Consider the following 25,999-nt stretch of genomic DNA (forward strand, 5'->3'; position numbering starts at 1 on the left):
TTACATTCCCGAAACATTTCAAAAACTGTTTGAAACATCTAGCTAGCTAAGATTTGTCTATAACCAGTTGATTTGAAGGGAACCCTAATGTTCAAAACCGCCGCAGAAGTAGTCAAGTACATCAAAGACCACGACGTAAAGTTTCTAGACGTTCGCTTCACTGATTTGCCTGGTGTTCAGCAGCACTTCAACCTTCCAGCGGCCATGATTGATGAGCAGTTCTTCATCGACGGTCAGCTCTTTGACGGTTCATCAATTAGAGGTTTTGCTTCAATTCATGAATCAGACATGCAACTAATTCCTGATGTAACTACAGCTTTTCTGGACGCGTTCCGCGTTGAAAAGACTTTGAACATGGTTTTTGACATCTACAACCCAAGAACTGGTGAAATCTACAGCCGTGACCCACGTCAGGTTGCCAAGAAGGCTCAGGCCTATCTTTCAACTACCGGCATTGCCGACACGGCGTATTTTGCCCCAGAAGCAGAATTTTTCATCTTTGACGATGTTCGTTACGAAGTAAAAGCCAACACCGCTTACCACTTCATCGACAGCTCAGAAGCTGCCTGGAACTCAGGTCGTGAAGAAGCAGGCGGAAACTTAGCCAATAAGACTCCATACAAGGGCGGCTACTTCCCTGTGTCTCCTGTTGATCAGCACGCAGACATTCGCGACCAGATCGTACTAGAGCTAGAAGCAGCAGGACTATCTGTTGAAAGAAGCCATCACGAAGTAGGTACTGCAGGTCAGGGCGAAATCAACTACCGCTTTGACACTTTGCTTCGCGCCGGCGATGACATCTTGAAGTTCAAATACATTGTGAAAAATGTTGCTCATTCATTTGGCAAGACTGCAACCTTTATGCCAAAGCCGCTATTTGGTGACAATGGTTCAGGTATGCACGTTCATCAGTCACTATGGAAAGATGGCAAGCCACTGTTCTACGACGAAAGCGGTTACGGTGGCCTAAGCGACATGGCTCGCTGGTACATCGGTGGAATCCTAAAGCACGCGCCAAGCTTGCTTGCCTTTACAAACCCGAGCGTTAACTCCTACCACCGCCTTGTACCTGGCTTTGAAGCTCCGGTAAACCTTGTTTACTCAGCTGGAAACAGATCGGCTGCAATTCGTATTCCACTTACTGGAACGAACCCAAAGGCCAAGCGCATTGAGTTCCGAGCTCCTGATGCATCATCGAACCCATATCTTGCTTTCGCTGCCATGCTTATGGCCGGTCTTGATGGAATCAAGAACCGAACTGAGCCACACGAGCCAGTAGATAAAGATCTCTACGAGCTGCCACCAGAAGAAGCCAAGTTGATTCCCCAGGTTCCAGGAACTCTTGAAGAGGTTCTAAAGGCGCTAGAGGCAGATCATGACTACCTGCTTGAGGGTGACGTATTTACCAAGGATCTAATTGAAACCTGGATCTCTTACAAGAGAGAAAAGGAAATAGCTCCTTTGGCACTTCGTCCACACCCTTACGAGTTCGAGCTTTACTACGGCGTTTAGTCGTAAAAAAGTTTCTCGAACACAGCTCTAGCTCTTCGAGTGGTGGCTAGGTAATCCTGCTCTAAAGCTCCTGCCCCACCACGAGGATACTCAAGCAATCTGGCAACAGATTCGAGTTGCTGACGGTCGGTTGGTAAGACATCAGTTCGCTTGTTTTGCGCTAACATCACGGCAGAGCGAATCGCGGAAGATAGCTGCCAAGCCTGCTTGAGCACAATTGCATCGGATGCCTGAACGAATCCTGCAATTTCCAGCTGCTCAAGAGCTTGCAGGGTGTGAGGCGTTTGTAGGCTCGTGTTTGAACATCCGTGCTTCAGTTGAAGAAGTTGCACTAACCACTCGACATCGCTAATAGACCCCCGGCCAAGCTTTAGATGCCTTGCTGGGTCAGCGCCGAGCGGAAGCCTTTCGACTTCTACCCTGGCTTTGATTCTCCTTATCTCAACTACTGCAGCCGCTTCAATTTGTTCTGGATAGCGATAGTGATCAATCAGAGCTACAAACTCGTTCTTAACTGAATCTTCTCCAGAAATAACTCGTGCTCGAAGCAGGGCTTGAGATTCCCAAGTTCCAGCCCAACGTTTGTAGTAGCTGGCGTAGGAGTCAATCGATCTAACAATGGGGCCGTTCTTGCCTTCTGGTCGAAGATCCAAATCCAGTTCGAACTCAAGAATTTGATCAGAGCAGAGCCTACGAATTTCAGAAACCAGCTCTTGGGCCTCAGTTTGCGCGATGTTCACATCGTCAACCGTGGGTTTGTATACAAACATCACATCAGCATCGGAGCCAAAACCAAGCTCTGCTCCGCCAAACCGACCCATGGCAACAATTGCAAGTTCCTGGCTCAGGGTCTCGAGCTTTTCACGCATCGCGTCAGTGGCAAGAGCTTGCATGCTCACAAGATATGCCTCTGTGAGATCAGATAGGCCTTTTGAGGTTGCATCAAGATCGAGTGAGCCGACAACAAATCCAATTGCTACCCTGAGAGTCTCTTTCCTCCTAATTGCCTTGATGCTGGCTGCAGCCAAATCCGGATCTTCATGCCGGGAAATAATGGCTTGGAACTGGGTAAGTAACTGCTCCATTTTTTGTGGCACGAGCTCTTCTTCGCGTTCAAACCAGGCAGCTGCTTCTGGCATGCGCTCAAACAATGAAGTTGCTAAGCGGCTCGTTGAAAACACTTGCGTCATGCGCTTGGCGGCTCCTGAGGAGTCACGAAGCATTCGAAGGTACCAGTGCGACTCTCCTAGATCTTCGCTCAGTCTTCTAAAAGCCAAGAGTGCAGCATCGGGGTCTGTGCCCTCGGCGAACCACTGCAGCAACACTGGAAGAAGCTGTCTTTGAATAGATGCGCGCCTTGACAGGCCAGAGGTCAACGCGGTGATGTGCGAAAGAGCGCTTTGGGTATCTTGAAAACCAATTGCACCGAGTCGATCCTGGGCCTGAGCGCTTGTAAGCTCAAGATCTTCTTGACTGAGTCCTGAGACCGCGCTTAGTAGTGGCCTATAGAAAAGCTGTTGGTGTAAATCGCGAACTTCTAGCTTTACCGCTTCCCATCTTTGAACTAGCTTCACAGCGCTTAGCTCCAATGACAGTGCCCGTGCAATTGCTCTTCTGGAGCGCTCATCACCTGGCATCAGATGGGTACGTCTTAGCTGACTGAGCTGAATTCGGTGCTCGAGCAGCCTGAGGAAGCGATAGTGATCGCTAAAGCGCTTCCCATCTTCTCTGGCGATGTATCCGCCAGTTGCCAAAGCCTCTATTGCCCCGAGGGTGTCTTTTTTGCGAAGCGAGCTATCAGTTCTTCCGTGAACTAATTGCAGTAACTGAACAGTGAACTCAATATCTCGCAGACCTCCCGGGCCAAGCTTTATTTGCGCATCAACTTCGTTGTTTGGAATGTTGTCGGTTACAAGCTGTCTCATGCGCTGAACTGATTCGACAAAGTTATCTCGGGCTGTAGATTCCCAAACCTTTGGTTGGGTAACGGCCAAGTATTTCCCACCCAGCTCGGCGTCTCCAGCAATTGGCCTTGCTTTCAAAAGAGCCTGAAACTCCCAGCTCTCAGCCCAGCGCTCGTAATATGTTTTATGCGAATCCAAAGATCTAACTAAAGCACCCGCTTTACCCTCAGGTCGCAAGTTGGCATCTACTTGCCAAAGTGCTGGTTCCGAATCAGGCTGGTCCATAATTCGCATCATCCGACTGCAAACCTTGGTCGCAATCTCAAGGGCCCTATCGGTTTCGATTTCGCTAGAAGCAGGTTCAGCAACATAAATGACATCGACGTCAGAGATGTAGTTCAACTCCCTCGCACCACACTTACCCATACCAATAACAGCAATCCGGGTATTGGCTAGATCCTGTGCTGGATAGTGAGTCGGGTTCGCCTGATCAGATAGTTCTGTCCTAGCAAGAATAAGTCCCGCTTCTATTGCAGCAGCTGCCAAATCTGCAAGCGCTTCGGCAACGGCTCCGATTTGGCCAGCGGGATCTTGAGCGTTTACGTCAAAGATTGCAGTTTTTAGTAGCTGCTGCCTATAGGCAACGCGAATTGCCGAAACGCTACTTGCTGCTTTGGTGAGAGACGCAAGAGATGAGTGAGCTGTAGGTAGCGCTGGCTCTTGCATAAAGAGTTCGAGTTCGGCTGGCTCGCGCGACAGAAACTCAAAGAGCCCAGCTGAAGCGCCAAGAACTTTGCATAAACGCCCAAAAGCGGGTTTATTGGCTGAGATTGACTTGATCTTTGGGGTGTTATCCCTGGTTAGCCGAACAAGGAACTCGAGGCACAGGTCTGGATCCTGGGTACTACCGATCGGGTCAAGAAGTGATGATTCGCTAAGAACTAATTGGTTGGAAAGAATCGAGAGTTTCTGCTGAGCTTGATCAAGATCGATAAAGCCAGATCCAGCAAGCTCAGATAATCCGGTGCTGCGCTTTAGGGCCATTAGCTACTAAAGAGTTTCTAGATTCCGCTTTAGTTCAAATGGGGTTACCTGAGTTCTGTATGCAGCCCACTCCGCTCTCTTGTTAGCAAGCATGTGGCTAAATACTTGCTCACCGAGAGTTTCTGCTGCAAGTTCTGACTCTTCAAACTTTCTAATGGCGTGATCGAGGGACTGTGGCAGGGGTTCGATTCCCATAGCGCGGCGTTCGGAGTCGGTTAAATTCCAAACATTGTCTTCGGTCTCAGCAGGTAGCTCATACTCTTTTTCAATACCCTTGAGTCCAGCTGCTAGCAGCAAAGCGTAGGCAAGGTATGGGTTCGCTGCTGAATCGATTGCTCGATACTCAATGCGAGAAGACTGCCCCTTGTCTGGCTTGTATAGCGGAACACGAATCAAGGCTGAACGGTTGTTGTGGCCCCAGCAAACAAAGCTTGGAGCTTCGCCGCCACCCCAAAGACGCTTATAAGAATTCACATACTGGTTGGTAACCGCCGTGATTTCTGGAGCATGTCGCAATAGTCCTGCCATGAACTGACGGCCAACCTTAGACAAGCGATACTGACCGCTGGCGTCGAAGAACGCGTTAGTGTCACCTTCGAATAGTGACATGTGAGTGTGCATTCCAGATCCTGGATGCTCAGTGAAAGGCTTTGGCATGAAGGTGGCATAAACGCCCTGCTCGATGGCAACTTCCTTGATAACAGTTCTAAAGGTCATGATGTTATCTGCCATGGTGAGCGCATCTGCGTAGCGTAGGTCGATTTCGTTTTGACCAGGTCCACCTTCGTGGTGGCTGAACTCAACTGAAATGCCAAGCTGCTCGAGCATGGTTACAGCTCTTCTTCGGAAGTTGTGCGCTGTGCCACCTGGAACGTTGTCGAAGTAACCAGCGTTGTCAACAGGAATTGGACCCTCCGGTCCAATCTGCGAGGACTTTAGAAGATAGAACTCAATCTCAGGGTGAATGTAAAAAGAGAAGCCAAGATCGCTGGCTTTAGCTAGAGCCCTGCGCAAAACATTTCTTGGGTCAGCTGCTGCTGGCTGTCCATCTGGGGTCATAATGTCGCAGAACATTCTGGCGGTTGGGTCAACGTCTCCTCGCCACGGAAGAATCTGGAAAGTTGATGGATCTGGAGCTGCCAGCATGTCGGCTTCGTAAGCTCTAGAGAGTCCCTCAATTGCTGAGCCATCAAAACCCAAGCCTTCGGCGAAAGCACCTTCGACCTCGGCAGGTGCAACGGCAACCATCTTTAGAGTTCCAGCGACGTCAGTGAACCAAAGACGAACGAACTTAACGCCTCGCTCTTCGATTGTCCGGAGCACAAAATCGCGCTGCTTATCCATGAAAAACCTCTTCCTTGCCTGCTACTAGGCTAATACTTATGCCCGCTCTTCGCCTAGCCATGGCCCAGATAAACCCAACTGTGGGTGACCTTGCAGGAAATAGCGCAAAGATTCTTGAAAAAGTGCAGCAGGCTCAAGACCTAGGTTCAAACTTGGTGCTGTTTCCAGAGTTGGCACTAACTGGTTACCCAATTGAGGATCTAGCCCTCAGTAAAGACTTCCTAAAGGACTCCGGTAAGGCCCTGGAGAACCTCGCACAAGAACTGGCAAAACGCGGCCACGGTCATATTCGAGTGGTTGTTGGCCATCCGGCACTTGCCAAGAACCCCACGTCTTGGGCCATTGGGCAAAACTGCGCGAGCTTGATTTTTGAAGGCAAGGTCGAAGCGAGCTATGCCAAGCATCACCTCCCGAACTACTCAGTGTTTGATGAATATCGAGTGTTCGTTCCGGGAGATCAGCTACTAACCTTTGAAATTCATGGGCTTCGTTTTGCAACCGTGATTTGCGAGGACATTTGGCAAGCAGGCGGTCCGGTTTCCCAAATCGCAAGCCATAAAGTTGATCTCACCCTGGTGCTCAATGGATCCCCTTTTGAAAGGTCAAAAACCGACACCAGGCTTGAATTGGTGCAGGATTTAGCCGCCAAGCAATCCACTGCTGTTGCCTACGTCAACTTAGTTGGCGGGCAGGACGATTTGGTTTTTGACGGCAACAGCTTCCTCGTAGATGCCAGCGGTAGAGAAATTGCCAGGGCAAGGCAATTCGAGACAGATCTTATTGTTCTCGAGATCCAGAACAAGAGCGCAATCAAGGCAGTGAGCGAATCAACCAAAACCCAAGGTGACCTAGCCCAAGTTTGGAATGCTTTAGTTCTTGGAGTTCGTGATTACGTTCAAAAGAATGGATTCAAGTCAGTCGTACTTGGTCTTTCTGGTGGAATAGATTCAGCTGTCTGCGCTGCAATCGCGGTTGACGCCATTGGCGCCAAAAATGTCTTTGGAGTATCGCTGCCTAGCAAGTATTCATCAGAGCATTCGCTGTCTGATGCGGCCAAATTAGCAAAAAACACCGGTCTTGTGTATTCGACCGAACCAATTGAGCCCTTCGTGGAGCAGTTCGTTGACAACCTTTCACTTGAGGGCCTCGCCGCAGAAAATCTGCAAGCCAGAATCAGAGCGGTTATTCTGATGGCAAAGTCGAACTCCGATGGACACCTGCTGCTATCTACTGGCAACAAGACCGAGCTTGCGGTTGGTTATTCAACAATCTATGGCGACGCAGCAGGCGGATATGCGCCAATAAAAGATGTTCAAAAGACACTTGTTTGGGGTCTTGCAAAATATCGCAACGAGCTCGCTACCCAAAATAGTGAAACTCCACCAATTCCCGAGTCTTCAATCTCCAAACCACCTTCTGCTGAATTGCGACCGGATCAACTAGATCAAGATTCTCTGCCCGAGTATGCGGTGCTAGATCGCATCCTTGAGCTGCACGTCGAACAGCGGATGTCTCAGTCAGAAATCATTGCCGAAGGTTTGGATGCTTCAACCGTTGAGTCGGTTATTGCCCTAGTAAGCGCTTCGGAATGGAAGAGACGGCAAAGTGCGATAGGTCCAAGAATTACTAAACTTGCCTTTGGGCGGGAACGAAGAGTTCCAATTACCCGTTGGTCTATCTAGGAGATATCGTGGCAAGCGAAATTAAAAAGGTGCGAACAAGTTCGCTAGCTGAACTAAAAACCTCTGGAACAAAGTTTTCCTGCCTCACTAGCTACGACGCCACTACAGCCGAGATATTTGATCAAGCCGGAATTGAAGTGATCTTGGTCGGAGACTCTGCGGGTAACACTGTGCTGGGTCACGACAGCACCCTCGAGGTAACTATTGACGAGATGATCAGCTTTGGAAAAGGCGTGAGCTCTTCGGTAAAGCGAGCCCTGGTAGTAGTTGACATGCCCTTTGGTTCTTATGAGGTATCTCCAACTCAGGCTCTAGAGAACGCAATTTCAATCATGAAGCGATCTGGAGCGGAGGCTGTAAAGCTCGAGGGTGGATTAGATCGCGCCCCACAGGTCAAGGCAATTGTTGCCGCGGGCATACCCGTGATGGGCCACCTTGGCTTTACCCCGCAGTCGGTTCACGCTCTTGGTGGTTTCAAAGTTCAAGGCAGAGGGGAAGACGCCGCGAACCTGGAAAAGGACGCATTGGCTTTGCAAGAGGCCGGGGTTTTCGCAATAGTTCTTGAAATGGTGCCATCTGATCTGGCCAAAGATCTAACAAACAAGCTTGCGGTGCCAACTATTGGTATCGGAGCTGGTAACTCCACTGATGGGCAGATTCTGGTCTGGCAGGACTTTGCGGGACTTTCTAGCGGCAACAGGAAGTTTGTAAAGAAGTTCGCTGACCTAAGAACCGATCTTGCGAAGGCGGCAAGTAGCTATCGTGCTGAGGTTCTATCTGGTGAGTTTCCAGGCAAGGAACACTCCTTCGATAGCTAGTCTTCGAGCTCTTCATCCTCAAGCCATTTACTGGCCCGCGATCTAACAATCTCTTCGGCGTTAGCGGCTTGCTGCTTAGTCTCAAAAGGGCCAATTCGATCAAGCGAAGAACTCTTCAAACCAAATTCAACTTGTTTGGTTTTTATGTTGAACCAGTACTTTGACTCTTCAGACATTATTGCCTCCTATGAAGTGAGCCTAGCGGGGAGCGTTGAATAGAATGGAAAAATGCCTCGCGACAAAGTCTCTGGATCACTAACGCCTGGAGTGGTGTCAAAAGCCCTCTCGGTGCCCAAAAGCATAATCAGGCCAGAGTACGTCGGAAAGAAAGCGCCGGCCGAATGGACCGGTGGCCATGTCAAAAATCCAGAGCAGGTAGAAAAGATCCGAACTGCTGGAAAGCTCGCTGCACAAGCTATAGAGCTAGCTGGAAACAGCATCATTGTCGGCATGAGTACAAATGAGCTCGATGTTATCGTGCACGATTTTTTGATCTCAAATGGGGCTTATCCTTCGACTTTGGGCTACCGCGGCTTTCCAAAGTCTTGCTGCACATCAGTAAATGAAATCATTTGTCACGGAATCCCTGACGACCTAGAGATTCAAGACGGCGACATTGTAAACATCGACGTGACCGCCTATCTGGATGGCTTCCACGGGGACAGTAATCAAACATTCAAAGTTGGCAATGTTTCCGAAGAAGTATCTTTGCTTGTTGACCGAACCAAAGAGTCACTCGACCGGGCAATTGCCGCGGTGATGCCAGGGCGCCCAATCAACGTAATTGGAAGAACAATCGAGTCCTACGCTAAGCGGTTCAACTACGGAGTTGTTCGAGACTTCACCGGTCACGGTATTGGCGAAGCGTTCCATTCCGGACTAGTTATCCCCCACTACGACGCGGCACCGCTCTATTCAAACACCATGGAAGTAGGGATGGTTTTCACCATTGAGCCGATGCTCACGCTGGGTACTCACGAGTGGGACATGTGGCCAGATGGCTGGACTGTTGCCACCAAGGACAAATCAATCACCGCGCAGTTTGAACACACTTTGGTTGTGACCGAATCTGGAGCCCAGATTCTGACACTGCCCTAAAATGGGAAAGTTATGAAAAACGCAATTGGCATAGATATCGGTGGAACCGGTATCAAAGGAGCGTTGGTTAATCTCAAAAAAGGCGAGCTAGCTACAGAACGAATTCGTTTTGACACCCCTGATGGAGGAAAGCCAGCCAGTGTTGTCGAGCTAGTAGTAAAACTTGTCAAACAGATCGACGCACCAAAAGATACTCCAATTGGAATATGCTTCCCGGCGCCTGTAAAAAATGGCGTCACTCTTTCTGCCGCAAATGTCTCCGACGAATGGATTGGTCTGAAAGCTGCGAAGTTATTTTCTAAAGCACTTGGTACTGAGGTCGTTTTGCTAAACGATGCGGATGCCGCCGGGGTTGCTGAGATTAAATTCGGTGCCGGTCAAGACCGTAAGGGTCTTGTTTTGATGTGCACGTTAGGTACCGGTATCGGTACCGCACTGTTTATGAACGGTAAGTTGATCCCAAATACCGAACTTGGGCACATCGAAATCGACGGAGTCGACTACGAGACAAAGGCTGCCTATTCAGCCAAAGAACGAGACAACCTCAGTTTTGAGCAATGGTCCCAGGTTCTTTCTAAGTACTTCGATCGGCTGAACCGGTTGTTCTACCCTGACCTGATTATCATCGGCGGAGGGGTTTCGAAGGACCACGGCAGTTTTGTACACATGATTGAATCCGATGTTGAAATAGTTACAGCAAAATCTAAGAACAACGCTGGCATCATTGGTGCCGCATACTTTGCTGCGAAGCACCACAGCAAGGATTAAGTGGATGGGCCGGCTATTACGCCGGGTTTTGTACTTTTTGCAAAGTGACGATCATCTATCTAGGACGTTGGTTGCCCAACGTCTCAAGCGACCTACCCGTGAACTTGAGCGAGCAGCCCTCAAGCGTTCACTGTTTGGTCTTGCTCCAAATGAGGTTTACCTAGCCGATTCAATCACTTGAATCGCTGGTGGTCTCTTACACCACCGTTTCACCCTTACCGATTGCTCGGCGGTTTGCTTTCTGTTGCACTATCTCTCGGGTTACCCCGGGTGGGCGTTACCCACCATTTTGCTCTTTGGAGCCCGGACGTTCCTCGTCAGTAAACTGCCGCGACCGTCTTGCCGACCCATCCAGTGACAAGTCTAGCCAGCGTGGTCAAGAAGATAAATGCGAAGTTGAATTCACGCAGACTACCTCGGCGCCCTCACGGCCCCAGAATCGTGCAATCGAAATCGAAGCAGGGCCAAGATCTACCCGCCAAAAGCCAGCAACCGAGGCATCGTTTGCAATTCGAAGCAGCCCCCTAATTGGCATCACGTGTGCAACCACCACTACCGTCTTGCCAGCAAAATTCTCAAGTATGAAATCTAGGCTTCGATTCACCCGAACATCAAAATCCTTTAGTGATTCCCCGTTCGGTGGGGCAACCTCGTAAGACCCGCGCCAGCGCTGATAGTGCTCCTCGTGACCTACGAACAACTCTTCGTTGGTTAATCCATCCCAATCACCAAAGCCAATTTCCCTAAGGTCAGCGAGCTCAACTTGCTCAGCGCCTAACTTCTGAGCAATCTTGGTAGCGGTTTGGGTAGCGCGCTTAATGGGCGAATGAATAACTGCAGCTGGCTTTTCTAGAAAGCTAAACGCTCCCGAACTTCCAACCCTAGCTAGCTCAATTGCAACCTCAATAGCGTCTTTGTTTCCAAGATCCGAAAGGTCTGGGTTCTCCCCGTCTCCCCCAGAGATCTTTCGACCTTCAGTTAGTGCAGTCCTACCGTGTCTGACCATTATTAAAGTCGTGGCCTGAGATACCGAAGATTGTGGTGCGCGAATCGATGAGGGTGCAACGTGATTGAACTCGCCCGCGGCAGCAGTTGGGGCTGGTTCACCATCCATAGCCTTATTGGCAAGTGCGTCGGCCAAAACATTCTGCTCTCTCGGAATCCATACAAACTCAACATCTTTTCCTGCAATGAGCTGCTGAACTCTTGCCCCTAAGGAAAGCATGTCTGGATGTTTGATCTTCCAGCGACCGCTCATCTGCTCGACAACAAGTTTGGAGTCCATCCGAACCACAATTTCTGCAGCAGGATCAATCTCGAAAGCTGCCTCAAGAGCAAAGATCAGCGCTGAATACTCAGCAACGTTGTTGGTTGCTATTCCTACGGCCTGCGATATCTCTCGAACAATGTTGCCAGTTGCCGCGTCGATAACGACCGCTCCAGCTCCGCTCATTCCAGGATTACCCCTTGAACCACCGTCGGCTTCAATAATTAGTTTCATGTGCGCACCAGGAAGGCTTGGCAGTTTGGACATTCGGCTAGTTCTTCAGCTGGCAGCGCCATGAGCTCCTCAAAGCTTGTTGCCGTAATGGAGAGCCTGCAAGCTCCACAATCTCTGCCGGTCAATCTTCCAACTGCGACTCCGCGACTGTATTTTCTCTCGTAAGCAGCTGCAAGCTCTTGATCGATGCTAGAAACAGCACTATTGCGCTCGGTGTGAACTGTCTCGGCCAAAGATCCAAGATCCGCCAGCTCAGAGGAGATTTTCTCCTGCAACGCTGCCAGGTTTGCGTCGGCCAAGTGTTTTTCTTGCTTTAGATTTTCATGAACTTGCTGAGCGCCCTCCAAAAGTTCCATGATCTGTAGCTGAGCATCTTCGAGCTCACTTTTCCTGGTACCTAAAGTGGCCAGTTCGTGCTCAATTCCCTGTGCGTCTTTGGATGAACTAGTCGAAGTTAGTAACTGCTTATCCTTAGCGATCCGATTAGCGACTAGCTCAAGATCAGCCTCAGCTCTTGCTAGCTCCATCTCAAGATCACCAACGGCATTTCTGGCATCAATCAGAGAATCGGACAGCCGCAAAGTTTCAGCCGAAGCGGCCTCAAGCGCAGCTTCTGCCTGGGCTTGCTTTCGGGAATTTGAAATTTTTGCAAGCTCGACATCGTGAGCCGCGATGGCCAGCAGCTGTTTTTGATCAGTTAGGCTCGCGATCATTAGAGCTTCCCTGGAATAGTTAGCGACCATGGGTCTGTAGTTATTTCACTAACCACAAAATCCACACCAGCCACAAGCTTGTTAAGTTGCGCCGCAGCCGGAGCGAGCCAGAGGCTTTCTGCCGCGAAGTGGGAGATGTCAATTAGGCAGATAGAAAGAGTCTTGTCACTTACTGCATCTAAGCTCACGTGATGTTTTAGATCGCTTGTCACAAAACACTCTGCACCTGCTTTAATCGCATCTGGAAGAAAGCTAGCTCCTGAGCCACCAACCACGGCAACTCTAGAAACTTTCTCATTAGTGTCTCCAGCTACTCGAATAGGAGCGTGGGTGGCAGGCAAAAAATCACTAATTCTTTGGGCGAGTTCTCGCACTTTTAATGGTTGGTCTAGAGTGCCAATTCTGCCGTGGCCTGCATCATTTGAGGTGGCAACTAGCGGAACGCAAGTCTTGATACCAATCTTGCTCGCCAAGACATCAGATACTCCGCCGGCGACAATGTCGGCATTGGTGTGTGCGGAGAACAGAGCAATTGAATTGGTAATGGCATAAGACAGGATGTCGCCTTTTAGCTCGCCTTCAGCGACAGTGTGCACGCCCTCTAGAAGGAGGGGGTGGTGAGAAACAATTAGTTGGCACTGCTTGGCTTTAGCTTCTTGCAAAACAGCCAGTGTTGGGTCTACACAGAAAAGAACTTTACTGACTTGCTGGTCTGCAGACCCACAAGCAAGCCCTACTTGATCCCATTCGTCTGCACCGGATTGCGGCCAGAGGGTTTCGAATACCGAAAGAAGGTCAGATAGCTTTACTGTCATATGACTAGTTAGCCGTGTCTAGGTATTCCTTGAGTTCCTCTCGGCGCTCATCCAACTCCGCGAGCTTAATTTCCTGTTTTCTAATTCGTGGAATTCCAAACAGAACCGGAAACAAGATAGCAAGACCGAAGGCCATTGCAATTCCAATGTTGGAACCAGCGACATCGAAGATAGCTGGGGTGAAATCGCCCAAATAGCCAGCCCAGAAAGAAAGTATTCCTGCTCCATTCAGATAACCAAAACCAAGCGCTATAGCCAAAATGAAACCGATCAAGTTAACAAAGTTGAATCGACCGTAGAAACCGTAGTCCCGAGTCAGCGAAACCTCGTGGTAATCACGTGAGCGTATCAAGGCGTCGGCAACCACGATTCCGGTGTATGAGGCAGCGACCACCGAAACTAGGATTAGCAATTCAACTAGTAGAGCCAACGCGGATGAGGTTGCCAGCAGCACGCTGGAAACCAAGGTTCCGGCGAGCAAGAGTATGGAAAGCAACAAAACAGCGACCGCACCCGGAAGTTTTGCCCCGGTTGAAGCTAGAGCACCAGCCAGTGAATAGACCGAGTTTGCCAAAAGCTGCAGCACGGAAAGCCCAACCGCAACTACCAAGCCAATAAAGACCCAAATAGGAGCTGCGGCAGCCATTGTTGGAATCAATTGGTCGGTTAGCAGCAGCCCAAAGCTTTCTTCCGCCATGAAGATCCACAACACTCCCATCACTCCAACCGCAAGAGGAATAAACAGCGTTGACACAAAAGAAAGGAAGAACACCTTCGCACCAGGAGTCTCGACCGGCAGCTTCCTGGCAAAGTCACCGCTTTGCGAGAAAACGGTGAAGCCGAACAGCACAAAACAGAAAATCGCTAGATCTATAAGTGAAGGTGCGCCCAGTAATTCACCCTGCTGCAAGTCCAGTATCGAGTTGGCAGAGAGGACAAAGTAACCAATTCCAACAATTCCAACTAACGAGAAGGCTCCGGCCAACTGCTGAGCTCGAAGCATGGCAATACCACCGAAACCGGCAATCAATGAAGCAATTAGAACCATCGGAATCGCAGTTAGCATCAATGCCGTGAATTCAGCCGGAAATACAAACTGCGCACTAATAGCTGTAAACCAAGGCTGTATAGACATCAGCGGAGACATAATTCTCGCACCAAAGATAAGTAGTGCAATTGACCAAATAACTTTTACAAGCAACATGGCAATTGCCGGGAAGACGTTACCCCAAACTCCAAATGCAGCTCTAGATACCACTGCTATTGGGCTGGAGCCGCGCTTAGCAGCAACAGATCCAATTCCAGCCAGAACAGCTGTCATGACAATGAGCCCAGCAATCACAACAAGTGACTGCGCCAAAGACGCGCCAGATTCCTTAAGGAAAGCAGCTAATACCAAAACTAGAGGCGAAGAAGCTATCGAGATCCATGACCAACTGAGTGCGGCGGCTTTTCTAGTTCTACTTACCCCAATAACCTGATTTTCGTCTTCATCCTCAGCGAGCTCCGTCTGAACAGGAGTTTCTGTTGGATTGGGTGACACGTCGGCTAGTGATTCTTCTTCACCGGAAATTAGCTGATCGAAACTGATTTGTTTGCTTGCAGGTGCTAAGGCTGGCACTGGTGGCGACAATGGAGCGGAAACTTCGTTTTCAAAATTGTCTTCGTTGGTTCCAGCATTGACATAGTTCCTGTTTAGAGCCGCAACGATTTCATCGACACTGGCCTCTTGCGCTATCGCCGGCACTGGGGAAACAGCTGGCGCGACTGCCACTGGGTTAACTACCGGTGGGGCGGCGGGGGCAATAATTGGATCCGGTTCAGCGGCTTGAGGCTCCGGCTCGCGAAGATCAGCGGGAGCAGAGGCGGCTTGCATTTGCGCTTGCAGTTGCCACTGCGAGTAAGCGAAGGAATCTTGCTGCCTCAATAGATTTTGGGCTTCGATAAGAGCCATAGCAGCCATTAGGCCATCCGGTTGAGACTGTAATCTCATGACCTCGGCGTTTAGCTCGTCATCTGACATCGAGCGAGGAGTTGGTGGTGTTGGAGATTCCATGACCAAATCCTAACGCCGGGCTATCCTGGGTCGCTATCTGTGGGCCCTACCGGGCTCGAACCGATGACATCCACGGTGTAAACGTGGCGCTCTACCAACTGAGCTAAAGGCCCTCAAACATGCGCCATAAGGCAACTACAAAACTCTACTACAAAGCCGCTAGTGCCTCTTTGTAGCTTGCTAGGTCCCTGGCTTCACCCGGGCCGTTTACAAGCTTGGACTGAATCACGCCTTCTTTATCAATCAAGAAGGTGCCGCGCTTGGCAATGCCAGCTTCTTCCATGAAGACCCCGTATTGCTTGGCTACGCCGCCGTGCGGCCAGAAGTCGGCCAAGACCTGGAATTTGTAGCCTTCCTGGTCAGCAAAGATCTTCTGGGTGTATTTAGAGTCCACTGAAATGGCTAGTAGTTCAACATCAGCTGTCTCAAACATAGAAGTATTGTCTCGAAGCTCGCAAAGCTCTCCAGTACAGGTACCCGAGAAAGAGAGTGGATAGAAAACTAGCACCACCGGCTTTTTGCCGATATAAGAGGACAGCTTCACTGGCTCCCCGTGCTGGTTGTTTAGCTCAAAATCTGGGGCCTTTTCGCCTACTTCTGCAGCCATTGCATCTCCTTGGTTTTTTTGACTGGTTCAATAGTAGAGCCAAATATTGGGTTCAAATGACCCCAATTTCTGTAGGTAAACTCTTATTTGGTTCTACCCAGAACCCTAAATGGTTCGCTGTCAAAAAACTTGTGCGAAGACTCTCTTTAGAAAGGATTTCATTGTCTATTAACAACAATGACGCCTATGCGGTTTCCAATCCAGACATGGATCCTCAAGAGACCTCAGAGTGGCTGGAATCTCTTTCTCAAGCCTCAGCCAGCCGCGGTCGCGGTCGCGCCAGAGAGCTAATGCTCAACCTACTGAGGCGCTCACACGAACTTCAGCTAAACGTCCCGCTGGTTCCAACTACCGATTACATAAACACAATTTCTCCAGAAGACGAACCGGTTTTCCCTGGTGATGAAAAGATTGAAAGAACCTATCGTTCGTGGATGCGTTGGAACGCAGCGATGCTCGTGCATCGAGCTCAGCGGCCCGGCATTGCGGTCGGTGGACACATCTCTACTTTTGCTTCCTCTGCTTCTTTATATGAAGTCGGTTTCAATCACTTCTTCAAGGGTCAAGATCATCCATCAGGTGGAGATCAGATATTTGTTCAAGGTCATGCCTCCCCAGGTCCCTACGCGAGGGCATTTTTGGAAGGCAGGCTTTCTGAAAACCAGCTAAATGGTTTCCGTCAAGAAAAATCACATCCAGGCGGAGGGCTCTCTTCATACCCTCACCCGCGTCTAATGCCAGAGTTCTGGCAATTCCCAACGGTTTCGATGGGACTTGGTCCTATCAATGCGATTTACCAAGCGCAGTTCAATCGTTACCTACACAACCGAAACTTCCGCGACACCTCCGCCCAGCACGTTTGGGCGTTTCTGGGAGATGGCGAGCTCGATGAAGTCGAAAGCCGCGGAGCGTTGCAACTTGCCGCCAACGACGGACTAGATAACCTAACTTTTGTTGTAAACGCCAACTTGCAACGACTTGATGGTCCGGTTAGAGGTAACGGCAAGATCATTCAAGAGCTGGAATCCTTCTTCAGAGGCGCCGGCTGGAACGTAATCAAGGTCATCTGGGGTCGTGAGTGGGATCCTCTTCTAAGCTCAGACGCCGAAGGCGCACTTGTAGATTTAATGAACAGAACCCCCGATGGTGACTACCAAACCTACAAAACCGAGTCAGGAGCTTTCGTAAGAGAGAACTTCTTCGGTCGCGACCCAAGAACCGCCAAGATGGTCGAGTCGATGACCGACGATCAGCTCTGGGGGCTAAGACGAGGTGGCCACGACTACAAGAAGATCTACGCTGCCTACAAGTCCGCCACCGAACACAAGGGTCAGCCGACGGTAATTATTGCTAAAACCATCAAGGGTTATACCCTCGGAAAGACCTTCGAGGGTCGAAACGCAACTCACCAGATGAAAAAACTCACCCTGGCAGATCTAAAGCAGTTCCGAGATGAGACTCACATTCCAATCTCCGACGCTGAGCTAGAGCGCGATCCATACCAGCCTCCGTATTACAAGCCAAGCGATTCAACTCCAGAGATCCAGTACATGCATGAGCGTCGTCGCGAATTAGGTGGCTACCTTCCGGAAAGAAGAAGCAAGTATGTGAGCTTTGCTCTTCCCGAAAACAAAACCTACGACATTGCCAAAGCGGGATCGGGAACTCAAGAAGTTGCCACCACCATGGCGTTCGTAAGACTCCTCAAGGATCTACTTCGTTCAACCGAACTTGGACCAAGAATTGTTCCAATCATTCCTGACGAAGCTAGAACTTTTGGAATGGATGCATTCTTCCCTACCGCCAAGATTTACAACCCTGCTGGGATGCATTACCTATCGGTTGACCGCGATCTATTACTGAACTATAAAGAGTCAGAGACTGGACAGATCCTACACACCGGAATTAACGAAGCGGGATCGGTAGCTGCCTTCACCGCAGTTGGCTCTAGTTACGCAACTCAGGGTCAGCCGATGATTCCAATCTATGTTTTCTATTCGATGTTTGGTTTCCAGCGCACTGCCGATGCAATTTGGGCCGCCACTGATCAAATGACTAGAGGGTTTATGATTGGCGCGACCGCAGGTCGCACCACTCTAACCGGAGAAGGTTTACAGCACGCCGATGGTCACTCTCCGCTACTGGCATCAACCAACACCGCGGTGATTAGCTACGACCCGGCCTACGGATATGAAATTGGTCACATCATGCAAGCAGGACTGGAGCGCATGTATGGCGAAAATCACAAAGACCCAAACGTGATTTACTACCTAACTGTTTATAACGAGCCATACGTTCAACCAGCCGAGCCAGAAAACGTGGATGTCGATGGAATTTTGCGCGGTATTCACCGCGTGAGCGAAAACCAGGCGCCGGGGCGCAAAGTGCAGATTCTTGCTTCTGGAGTAGCCCTCCCTTGGGCCTACGAGGCTCAGGAGCTGCTAGCTAAGGACTGGGGCGTGTCCGCTGATATCTGGTCGGTAACTAGCTGGACCGAGCTCCGTCGTGATGGTCTGAACAAAGACCGCGAGAAGTTCCTATACCCAAACAACGAAGTTGAGCCAGCGTACTTAACTAAGAAGCTACAGAATGCCTCTGGGCCATTTATTGGAGTGAGTGACTACATGCACGCGGTTCCAGACCAGATTCGCGCTTGGGTTCCAGGCGACTATGCCACTTTGGGAGCTGATGGTTTTGGATTCTCAGATACCAGACCTGCTGCGAGACGTGAATTCAAGATCGATGGTCCATCCATCGTGGTTAGGTCGCTGCAGCAACTGGTAGCTCGTGGCGAGCTAGATCATTCAGTATTACAACTGGCTATCGATCGCTACCAGCTACACAACGTAAACGCAGGAACAAGCGGAACTGCCGGTGGCGAAGCCTAAGGACGAGACCCTGGAGTGGTTGCAATCCATCGCTGGAGAACTAGCAACCACCACATTAGCTCGCCTTGATAAGACACTCCCCTGGTACGCCAAGATGCCCGCTGCTAGAAGATCGGCAGTTGGACTAGTTGCCCAAGCAGGCATCACCTCGTTTCTTTCTTGGTACGAAGATCCAACTTCGCAGCCTTGGGTTGCGGCCGATGTTTTCTCAACTGCACCACGAGAACTGCTTCGCTCGATATCCTTGCAAGAAACCTTGCAACTTATTCGCGTTGTCGTTCAAGTCGTTGAAGACCGGGTAGTCCAAGAACACAGCGAGCTTCGCGAAGCAGTACTGCTTTACTCCAGAGAGATAGCTTTTAGTGCGGCTGATGTTTACGCCAAGGCAGCGGAGGCCCGAGGTCTTTGGGATGCCAGGCTAGAAGCGCTGGTAGTAGACAGCATTCTAAGTGGTGAGAATGAAGAAGAACTTTCTTCCAGAGTTTCCGCTCTTGGCTGGCGAGCACGTGGCGCGGTTGCAGTAATGATTGGTGGCTCGGATCAGAGCACCGACGTCGACACTTTACGACGAGAAGCACGAAGGAATGGCGCAGATGTCCTGGTTGGCATTCACGGCGATCGACTGATTGTTGTGGTTGGACAAGTACCAGAGGAGAATCTGGACCCTGCAAAAACCGCAACGCTTCTTGCGCTCTGCCGTGGATTAGCGGATAGCTTTACTAACGGGCCGATAGTGGTGGGTTCCGAGGTTCCATCAATAACTGATGCCCACAAGTCAGCCCGTTCAGCTCTTTCTGGCTTCTCTGTGGTTGGGGCTTGGAACAAGGCCCCAAGACCCACCTCAGCAGATGATCTACTCGCTGAGCGAGCACTCGCTGGCGACATGTTGGCGAAAACAACCTTGATCAACAAGATCTACCAGCCGCTTAGAAAAAACTCTCCGGATTTGCTAGATACGCTCGTAACTTACCTAGAAACAGGTCGGTCACTTGAGTTAACTGCTAGGGAGATGTTTGTTCATAGCAACACCGTTCGCTACCGCCTAAAGAAGATCTCTGAGCTAATTGGTTGGGACGCGACCGGGGCCAGGGAGTCATTTGTCCTTCAGGTTGCAACCCTGCTTGGAAAAATGAACGAGCCTGAGCCAACCATGAGATCGAGAGAATCTTGATTGCCCTTACTTGTCCCGGTCAAGGGGCCCAAACGCCCGGCTTTTTGGCTCCCTGGTTGGAGCTTGAATCGTTCAAAACGGAAATAGAAAAGTATTCAGCAATTCTTGAAATGGACTTAGTTCACTTTGGAACCGAAGCCGACGCTGATCAAATCAAAGACACAAAAATAGCGCAACCACTAATTGTTGCCGCGTCGATGGCGTCTCATGCTGCTTTGATTGGTGCATTGCAAGATGAATCATTATTTGAAGGTGTCGCAGGTCATTCGGTTGGTGAAATTGCAGCCGCAAACATTGCGGGAGTTTTAGATGACGAAGCTGCGCTGAAGTTTGTAAAGGCAAGAGGAGAGCAGATGGCTATGGCTGCTTCGCTTGAAGCAAGTTCCATGGCAGCGGTAGTTGGCGGTGAGCAAGACATTGTTCTCGAACACCTTTCCAACTTGGGCCTATTCTCGGCCAACTACAACGGCAAAGGGCAGATCGTTGCAGCTGGATCTTCCTCCAAGATTCAAGACCTGATATCTTCTCCCCCAGCCGGAACAAGGGTGGTCGGATTGGCTGTAGCAGGTGCTTTTCACACGTCATTTATGGAAACAGCCAAAGTTGCGCTTAGTTCTTTGGCTAGTTCTATCAGAACTGAAAATCCTAAACTGCTACTTTGGTCCAATAGCGATGGATCAAGAGTTGACAGTGGAGATAAGTTTTTGGATTTGCTAATTAATCAAGTATCTAAACCGGTGCGCTGGGACAAGACCATGGATTCGATGTTCTCTGATGGCGTGAGCGCTGTTATCGAGCTTTTGCCAGGTGGCACCCTTACTGGAATCGCGAAGCGAGCTATGCCCGGAGTAGCAACCCTGGCACTGAAGTCACCGGAAGATATTGAAAAGGCCGTCTCATTTGTCCGGGAGCAAGCTAACTGATGGCGAAGCTCAATCAAGCAGAAACTATTGCCTTCTCCAAGATTTACTCTCTCGGGGCTTCACGAGGAGACCTGACCGTTACTAACGATGACATAGCTGGACCAATCAACTCATCTGATGAATGGATCAGACAACGCACCGGAATCGTGACCAGAATGCGCGCTAGCCAAGACAGATCCCTAATGGACATGGCTGTCGAGGCAAGCAATGAGGCAATTCAGAAAGCTGGCATCAAACCATCCGAGATTGAAGCCGTAATCTTTTCCACCATCACTCATCCCTATCAAACTCCTTCAGCCGCATCGCTGCTGGCAGAACTTGTTGGAGCTAACCCAGCACCTGCTTTTGATATTTCAGCTGCTTGCGCTGGTTACTGTTATGGGATTGCTCAAGCAGACTCGCTAGTTCGATCTGGAACAGCGAAGTATGTTCTGGTTGTTGGTGGCGAGAAGCTAAGCGATTTCGTAGATCCAACCGATAGATCAATTTCATTCTTGCTAGGCGATGGAGCAGGAGCTGCCATTGTTGGTCCATCTGACTCCCCTGGAATATCTAAAAGCGTTTGGGGCTCAGATGGATCTAAATGGGAAGCGGTTGGGATGACCGGGTCGCTACTTGATTTCCGCGATGGCACCGGAAGCTGGCCAACCCTTGTTCAAGAAGGACAGAGCGTCTTCCGCTGGGCAGTTTGGGAAATGGTAAAAGTAGCAAAGCAAGCTCTTGAGGTTGCAGGAGTTAAAACGGAAGAGTTAGCCGCTCTGGTAACTCACCAGGCCAACGAACGAATTATTGACGAAATGGCGAAGCAGTTGGCTCTACCTGAGTCGGTGGTTGTTGCGAGAGACATCGTCACAACGGGTAACACCTCAGCTGCCAGCATTCCACTAGCTATGCACGCACTTATGGCAGAGGGCCGGATAAAATCTGGTGATCTAGCGCTACAAATTGGCTTTGGGGCTGGTTTGGCCTACGGGGCTCAAGTAGTGGTTGTGCCCTAAACTTACAATCGGTCAATTAAACAACTAGGAGATAAAAAAATGGCACTTTCTGCAGCAGAAGTACTTAGCGGACTAGCAGAGATCGTTCACGACGAAACCGGTATCGCTACCGATGCGGTACAGCTAGACAAGTCATTTACTGACGATCTAGACATTGACTCAATCTCGATGATGACCATCGTCGTAAACGCAGAAGACAAGTTTGATGTAAAGATTCCAGACGACGAGGTAAAGAACCTTCTTACCGTTGGTGACGCTGTGAACTACATCACAAAGGCGCAAGGCTAAAACCTTGGTCCACAAAGTTGTTGTCACTGGTATTGGCGCAACTACGCCACTCGGTGGCGACAGCAAATCAACCTGGCAAGCATTGCTTGCGGGCGAATCTGGAATAACAACCCTCTCGCAGGACTGGGTTGCCCAGTATGAGCTTCCCGTTACCTTCGCCGGTCAAGCCAAAGTTCCTGCCAAGGAGATGCTGACCCCGCAAGAAGCCAAAAGGTTGGATCCATCTAGCCAGTTCGCCTTGGTTTCAGCTCGTGAGGCCTGGCTCGATGCCGGCTCCCCAGAAGTTGCACCTGAACGCTTGGCGGTCGAATACGCAACAGGTATTGGCGGAATTTGGACCCTGCTTGATGCCTACGACACACTGAAGGAGCGCGGTCCGAGGCGAGTGCTACCGATGACCGTGCCAATGCTTATGGCCAATGGCCCAGCAGCTGCAATCGGAATGGAGCTACACGCAAGAGCTGGGGTTCGAACTGCTGTTTCGGCGTGTGCTTCTGGAACTGAGGCCATCGCCAACGCTTTCAACAGAATCCGAAACGGTGAAGTCGACATTGTCGTTGCCGGTGGCGCGGAAGCCGCCATCCACCCACTTCCAATTGCATCTTTTGCAGCCATGCACGCGCTATCAAAGCGCAACGATGATCCAGCTGGTGCCTCTAGGCCTTATGACACCGCTCGCGATGGTTTCGTAATGGGTGAGGGTGCCGGAACACTCGTTTTGGAAAGCGAAGAACACGCCAAAGCCCGCGGGGCAAAAATTTATGCAGAGGTGGTCGGAGCTTCTGTAACTTCCGATGCCCATCACATCACTGCTCCTGATCCTGAAGGAACTGCGGCAGCCAGGGCCATGCTTGGCGCTCTGGAGCAATCGGGCAGCTCAATAGACGATGTTGCTCACATCAACGCACACGCTACCAGCACACCGGTGGGTGACATCGCAGAGTATCAAGCACTAAAGAGAGTCTTTGGAGAGAAGTTAGCTGGCATCCCGGTATCGGCAACCAAGGCCTCCACCGGTCACCTTCTTGGAGGAGCTGGAGCGATTGAAGCGATTTTTACAGTACTAGCGCTGCACGAAAAAACTGCACCGCCGACAATCAATCTTGAGAATCAAGATCCAGAAATCAAACTGGACGTAGTTGTGTCTCCAAGAAAGCTAGAGGGGTCGAACATTCTGGCTATAACTAACTCTTTCGGCTTCGGCGGTCACAACGCTGTTGTTGCTTTCCGGTCCGTCGAATAGCTCTCGATAGCTTTCAAGTTCGTCATCAAAAGCCTGACCTAAAACTCTCCGAAGCTCAGCTTGCAGCTTGAGCCCATTCGACCCACAGCTTTCAACAATAAATCGCAACTGGTTTTCACTCACGAGGATGTTTCCTGCCTCATCAGTAGCAGATGAGAACATTCCAAGAGTTGGTGTGTAGCTCCAGCGATAACCTGGTGTCTCTGGCGAATCCTGCTCGATAACCTCAAAGGCAAGTTGCTTGAGATTCATGAACGAGGTGGCAAGAACCGCCCCAGAGCCCTCTGGGCCCTCCCAGAGGGCAAGAGCGCGTTGACCCTGCTTTGGAGCAGGCAAAACTTGCCAGCTAATGGTTGTTGGAGCTCCGCAGACACCCGAGATAGTCCACTCGATGTGAGCAAGCAAAGCAATGGGCGCTTGGTGAATAAACACGAGCCCTTTAGACATACTTTCACCTCCAAACCTAGGTACGTCTTCCCCTACGACCTTTATTTGGTGGTTCTCCAAGGCTAGACCTAGCTGCGGAACAAGTCAAAACAAGCAGCTAAAATTGCAGATGTATGAGCAAGCTATATTTCCGCCACGGTGCGATGAATTCGGGTAAATCAACCGCACTACTTCAGGCTGCCTATAACTACGAAGAACGTGGCCAAGCTGTATTGCTTGCCAAGCCAGCGGTAGACACCAAGGGAGACATGGCAATCCTGTCCAGGCTTGGAGTTGATCGCAAGGTAGATTTCCTGGTAACTCCAGAGCTAAATCTTAGAAAAGAATTTCAAAAAAGATCCTCTCTGCATCGCGAAAAGACCGGCAAGAGAGTTGCCTGCCTGCTGCTGGATGAGTCCCAGTTTCTGACCCGGGAGCAAGTTGATCAAGCTCTAGAAATTGCAGTTTTGGATGATGTGCCAGTTCTGGCTTATGGCATTCGCACAGACTTTCTCACTAACGGCTTCCCCGGCTCACTTCGACTACTCGAAATAGCTCACAGCCTCGAAGAGCTAAAGACAATCTGTCGCTGCGGCAAGAAAGCGATGTTCAACGCCAGAAAGATTAATGACAGCTTTGTCTTTGACGGTGACCAGGTGGCAATAGATGGCGAAGAAGTGACCTATGAGTCTCTTTGCGCATCCTGTTACTTCAGGGAAAAGTCAAACGCCGCTTCGGTGGTCTAGATAGAGTGCGAAACAAACAGGCTCAAAAAGTAGCAGTAATAGCTCTGGTACTGGGCGGATTAATTACCGGCTGCACAACCTCCGAGCCTGTTTCCGAGACAGAAACTTCCGAGTCTTCCGAGTTCTTTTTTTACCCAACCGGATCCGCTTCTAGCAACTTGCCGGTCTTCGAGAGTGTCATGAAAGAATCTGGCGCTGGAAAGCCCAATCACGATCTAGCTGAAAGTATTAAGTTGCTTGGGGAAACCGGCTTTAGTATCGAATCCATTAGGCACACCGCAGTTGAGAGCAAGATTGGAGTTTCGGTTGACTCGATTAGCTTGGCGGTAGCTTTCAAGGGAGAGTGCCTTATAGCCCAGTTCTCCAACACCTGGCTCACCACAACAGTTGCCGAAGAACTGGCTTCTGGATGCTTGATAGGTGATGTTGTGAAGGCAAGCCTAGAAACCAACCAGCAGAACTAGACCTTGAACTTACTCATTCAACCGTTGACTGCTCGGACAAGAAAGTCTGAGCAACCCAAGGAAATACCCATTCAAAGAGCACAAGCACCACAATCACCAAAATGATTGCCAGCTGGATTAGCTTTAGGGCAAGTCCCCCGGGTAAGAATCTCCACAATGCTGAATACATCAAGAATCACCCTCCAATAGTTCCGCTAACTCGCTTGGTGCTCCGCCTTCTCTGGGATACCAACCGCTGTATAGACCGTATGCAATGACACGTTCAGAGACTGTGAACTTGGGATGACAGCTAGTAAGGGTGATGACTCTTGTACCAGGAACCTCTTCGTTCATCTTTGGAAATGAATTCAGAACATCCACTTCGGTTTCCCATACATACTCAAGGTTTCTGAACTCATAAGCGTGCCAACCCTCCGGCACCTCAACATAGATCTGGTCCCCGATCCGAAGCTCTCCTATATCACCGAAAGGTGCACCAAATGTTGTGCGATGCGCGGCTAGGGCAAAGTTTCCATAGCTTCCCAGCTGGTCAGATTCTAAGTATCTGCCGACGCCCAGAACTCGGCTGTTCAGAACGGTATCAACATCGACACCCTCGGCAATTGTTCGAACATAGTCCGCGCCAAACCTTGGCACGTAGAGTAGCGCAAAAGCCTCACCCTCAGCAGGTGAAAGTGTTACGGGTGGTTCATCATTACTTGGTTTAACGGCGGGAGTGGAAGTTTCCTGATCTTCACTTGATGATTCTGGGTACTGCCACTGCTCGGATAGGGCAGTAGCCGATTGATTTTGTCGATCCCCTTGAATAGTGTCGTTCAAGACCAAGTGCCAGGCAAGAAACAGACCCATTAGGGCACCTGCAGTGACAAGCACTTCTCCAGTTACACCCGTAACTTTCATGAGCTTGGTGCGCTTGCGAATGAATCTTCTAGACGGATAGCTCATAGTTTCCAATTCTACCCAAGCAAGAATTTCTAAGCTAAGAAAACG

At 50.1% G+C, this 25,999-nt stretch carries 24 protein-coding genes, 1 tRNA gene and 1 other RNA gene; 13 read left to right on the forward strand and 13 right to left on the reverse strand.

The genetic code is table 11. The features are described 5' to 3' along the window. The first annotated feature begins 87 nt into the window (after nt 1–87). Complete coding sequence (glnA, locus tag AC9UFE_RS01020; protein ID WP_509544866.1) at nt 88–1,512, forward strand: type I glutamate--ammonia ligase; 1,425 nt, start codon at nt 88–90, stop codon at nt 1,510–1,512. On the opposite strand, the gene AC9UFE_RS01025 is transcribed toward glnA (AC9UFE_RS01020), so the two are convergent. Together AC9UFE_RS01025 and glnA (AC9UFE_RS01030) are read right to left on the reverse strand one after the other, a co-directional pair. Continuing rightward, a complete protein-coding gene (locus AC9UFE_RS01025) occupies nt 1,509–4,460 on the reverse strand; it encodes a bifunctional [glutamine synthetase] adenylyltransferase/[glutamine synthetase]-adenylyl-L-tyrosine phosphorylase (RefSeq protein ID WP_509544869.1) in 2,952 nt (983 codons plus the stop codon). The genes glnA (AC9UFE_RS01020) and AC9UFE_RS01025 overlap by 4 nt on opposite strands. A gap of 6 nt (nt 4,461–4,466) precedes the next feature. Next, nucleotides 4,467–5,804: a type I glutamate--ammonia ligase gene (glnA, locus tag AC9UFE_RS01030; RefSeq protein WP_509544872.1), complete on the reverse strand. Its 1,338-nt coding sequence runs from the start codon at nt 5,802–5,804 to the stop codon at nt 4,467–4,469. 38 nt (nt 5,805–5,842) lie between these two features. On the opposite strand from glnA (AC9UFE_RS01030), the gene AC9UFE_RS01035 reads away from it, so the two are divergent. Both AC9UFE_RS01035 and panB read left to right on the forward strand, forming a co-directional pair. Next, nucleotides 5,843–7,486: an NAD+ synthase gene (locus AC9UFE_RS01035; RefSeq protein WP_509544875.1), complete on the forward strand. Its 1,644-nt coding sequence runs from the start codon at nt 5,843–5,845 to the stop codon at nt 7,484–7,486. An 8-nt stretch (nt 7,487–7,494) separates the two neighbouring features. Next, nucleotides 7,495–8,304, forward strand: coding sequence for a 3-methyl-2-oxobutanoate hydroxymethyltransferase (panB, locus tag AC9UFE_RS01040; protein WP_509544877.1), 810 nt, complete (start codon nt 7,495–7,497; stop codon nt 8,302–8,304). Here the strand turns inward: panB and AC9UFE_RS01045 are convergent. Further along, entirely contained in the window at nt 8,301–8,480 is a 180-nt protein-coding gene (locus AC9UFE_RS01045; RefSeq protein WP_509544879.1) for an SPOR domain-containing protein, read from the reverse strand. The two genes, panB and AC9UFE_RS01045, sit on opposite strands and share 4 nt — an antisense overlap. Nucleotides 8,481–8,532: 52 nt before the next feature. On the opposite strand from AC9UFE_RS01045, the gene map reads away from it, so the two are divergent. Then, complete coding sequence (map, locus tag AC9UFE_RS01050; RefSeq protein ID WP_509544882.1) at nt 8,533–9,402, forward strand: type I methionyl aminopeptidase; 870 nt, start codon at nt 8,533–8,535, stop codon at nt 9,400–9,402. 12 nt (nt 9,403–9,414) lie between these two features. Next, the gene (ppgK, locus tag AC9UFE_RS01055; protein ID WP_509544885.1) at nt 9,415–10,170 is read left to right on the forward strand and encodes a polyphosphate--glucose phosphotransferase; all 756 of its coding nucleotides are present in this window, start codon (nt 9,415–9,417) and stop codon (nt 10,168–10,170) included. Between the two features lies 1 nt (nt 10,171). Here ppgK and rnpB read toward each other — a convergent pair. The 7 genes from rnpB to AC9UFE_RS01090 form a co-directional block, all read right to left on the reverse strand. Further along, nucleotides 10,172–10,520: RNase P RNA component class A (gene rnpB, locus AC9UFE_RS01060), an RNA gene on the reverse strand. A gap of 26 nt (nt 10,521–10,546) precedes the next feature. Further along, a complete protein-coding gene (locus tag AC9UFE_RS01065; RefSeq protein ID WP_509544888.1) occupies nt 10,547–11,704 on the reverse strand; it encodes a bifunctional RNase H/acid phosphatase in 1,158 nt (385 codons plus the stop codon). Further along, nucleotides 11,668–12,384 (reverse strand): zinc ribbon domain-containing protein, encoded by a 717-nt coding sequence (locus tag AC9UFE_RS01070; protein WP_509544891.1) that lies wholly within the window; start codon nt 12,382–12,384, stop codon nt 11,668–11,670. The genes AC9UFE_RS01065 and AC9UFE_RS01070 overlap by 37 nt, the downstream gene beginning before the upstream one ends. Further along, the gene (locus tag AC9UFE_RS01075) at nt 12,384–13,199 is read right to left on the reverse strand and encodes a Nif3-like dinuclear metal center hexameric protein (RefSeq protein WP_509544894.1); all 816 of its coding nucleotides are present in this window, start codon (nt 13,197–13,199) and stop codon (nt 12,384–12,386) included. The genes AC9UFE_RS01070 and AC9UFE_RS01075 overlap by 1 nt, the downstream gene beginning before the upstream one ends. A 4-nt stretch (nt 13,200–13,203) precedes the next feature. Then, nucleotides 13,204–15,255 (reverse strand): cytosine permease, encoded by a 2,052-nt coding sequence (locus tag AC9UFE_RS01080; protein ID WP_509544897.1) that lies wholly within the window; start codon nt 15,253–15,255, stop codon nt 13,204–13,206. Nucleotides 15,256–15,295: 40 nt separating this feature from the next. Continuing rightward, nucleotides 15,296–15,368 (reverse strand) — tRNA-Val (locus AC9UFE_RS01085). 35 nt (nt 15,369–15,403) lie between these two features. Then, entirely contained in the window at nt 15,404–15,862 is a 459-nt protein-coding gene (locus AC9UFE_RS01090) for a peroxiredoxin (protein WP_509544900.1), read from the reverse strand. A 206-nt stretch (nt 15,863–16,068) separates the two neighbouring features. On the opposite strand from AC9UFE_RS01090, the gene aceE reads away from it, so the two are divergent. From aceE to fabF, 6 genes are read left to right on the forward strand one after another with little or no spacing between them, the layout of a single operon-like run. Continuing rightward, complete coding sequence (aceE, locus tag AC9UFE_RS01095) at nt 16,069–18,750, forward strand: pyruvate dehydrogenase (acetyl-transferring), homodimeric type (RefSeq protein WP_509545105.1); 2,682 nt, start codon at nt 16,069–16,071, stop codon at nt 18,748–18,750. Beyond that, complete coding sequence (locus AC9UFE_RS01100) at nt 18,737–19,921, forward strand: PucR family transcriptional regulator (protein WP_509544903.1); 1,185 nt, start codon at nt 18,737–18,739, stop codon at nt 19,919–19,921. The genes aceE and AC9UFE_RS01100 overlap by 14 nt, the downstream gene beginning before the upstream one ends. Next, nucleotides 19,918–20,844 carry an ACP S-malonyltransferase gene (locus tag AC9UFE_RS01105; protein ID WP_509544906.1) on the forward strand — a complete coding sequence of 309 codons (927 nt, stop codon included), beginning with the start codon at nt 19,918–19,920 and terminating at the stop codon, nt 20,842–20,844. Before AC9UFE_RS01100 ends, AC9UFE_RS01105 begins: the two co-directional genes overlap by 4 nt. After that, the gene (locus AC9UFE_RS01110) at nt 20,844–21,842 is read left to right on the forward strand and encodes a beta-ketoacyl-ACP synthase III (protein ID WP_509544909.1); all 999 of its coding nucleotides are present in this window, start codon (nt 20,844–20,846) and stop codon (nt 21,840–21,842) included. The genes AC9UFE_RS01105 and AC9UFE_RS01110 overlap by 1 nt, the downstream gene beginning before the upstream one ends. Before the next feature lie 39 nt (nt 21,843–21,881). Further along, entirely contained in the window at nt 21,882–22,130 is a 249-nt protein-coding gene (locus AC9UFE_RS01115; RefSeq protein WP_509544912.1) for an acyl carrier protein, read from the forward strand. Between the two features lie 4 nt (nt 22,131–22,134). Continuing rightward, the gene (gene fabF, locus AC9UFE_RS01120) at nt 22,135–23,373 is read left to right on the forward strand and encodes a beta-ketoacyl-ACP synthase II (protein WP_509544914.1); all 1,239 of its coding nucleotides are present in this window, start codon (nt 22,135–22,137) and stop codon (nt 23,371–23,373) included. On the opposite strand, the gene AC9UFE_RS01125 is transcribed toward fabF, so the two are convergent. Next, nucleotides 23,287–23,820 carry a DUF3145 family protein gene (locus AC9UFE_RS01125; protein ID WP_509544917.1) on the reverse strand — a complete coding sequence of 178 codons (534 nt, stop codon included), beginning with the start codon at nt 23,818–23,820 and terminating at the stop codon, nt 23,287–23,289. The two genes, fabF and AC9UFE_RS01125, sit on opposite strands and share 87 nt — an antisense overlap. A 113-nt stretch (nt 23,821–23,933) precedes the next feature. Here AC9UFE_RS01125 and AC9UFE_RS01130 point away from each other — a divergent pair, with 113 nt between their 5' ends. Next, nucleotides 23,934–24,545 carry a thymidine kinase gene (locus AC9UFE_RS01130; protein ID WP_509544920.1) on the forward strand — a complete coding sequence of 204 codons (612 nt, stop codon included), beginning with the start codon at nt 23,934–23,936 and terminating at the stop codon, nt 24,543–24,545. A 5-nt stretch (nt 24,546–24,550) separates the two neighbouring features. Continuing rightward, the gene (locus AC9UFE_RS01135; protein ID WP_509544923.1) at nt 24,551–25,009 is read left to right on the forward strand and encodes a DUF6993 domain-containing protein; all 459 of its coding nucleotides are present in this window, start codon (nt 24,551–24,553) and stop codon (nt 25,007–25,009) included. A 13-nt stretch (nt 25,010–25,022) separates the two neighbouring features. Here AC9UFE_RS01135 and AC9UFE_RS01140 read toward each other — a convergent pair whose 3' ends face one another. Together AC9UFE_RS01140 and AC9UFE_RS01145 are read right to left on the reverse strand one after the other, a co-directional pair. Next, nucleotides 25,023–25,178 (reverse strand): hypothetical protein, encoded by a 156-nt coding sequence (locus AC9UFE_RS01140; RefSeq protein ID WP_509544925.1) that lies wholly within the window; start codon nt 25,176–25,178, stop codon nt 25,023–25,025. Continuing rightward, nucleotides 25,178–25,954, reverse strand: coding sequence for a class E sortase (locus tag AC9UFE_RS01145; RefSeq protein ID WP_509544928.1), 777 nt, complete (start codon nt 25,952–25,954; stop codon nt 25,178–25,180). Before AC9UFE_RS01145 ends, AC9UFE_RS01140 begins: the two co-directional genes overlap by 1 nt. Nucleotides 25,955–25,999: the final 45 nt, after the last annotated feature.

This window comes from Rhodoluna sp. (assembly GCF_044239955.1).
Classification (GTDB): domain Bacteria; phylum Actinomycetota; class Actinomycetes; order Actinomycetales; family Microbacteriaceae; genus Rhodoluna.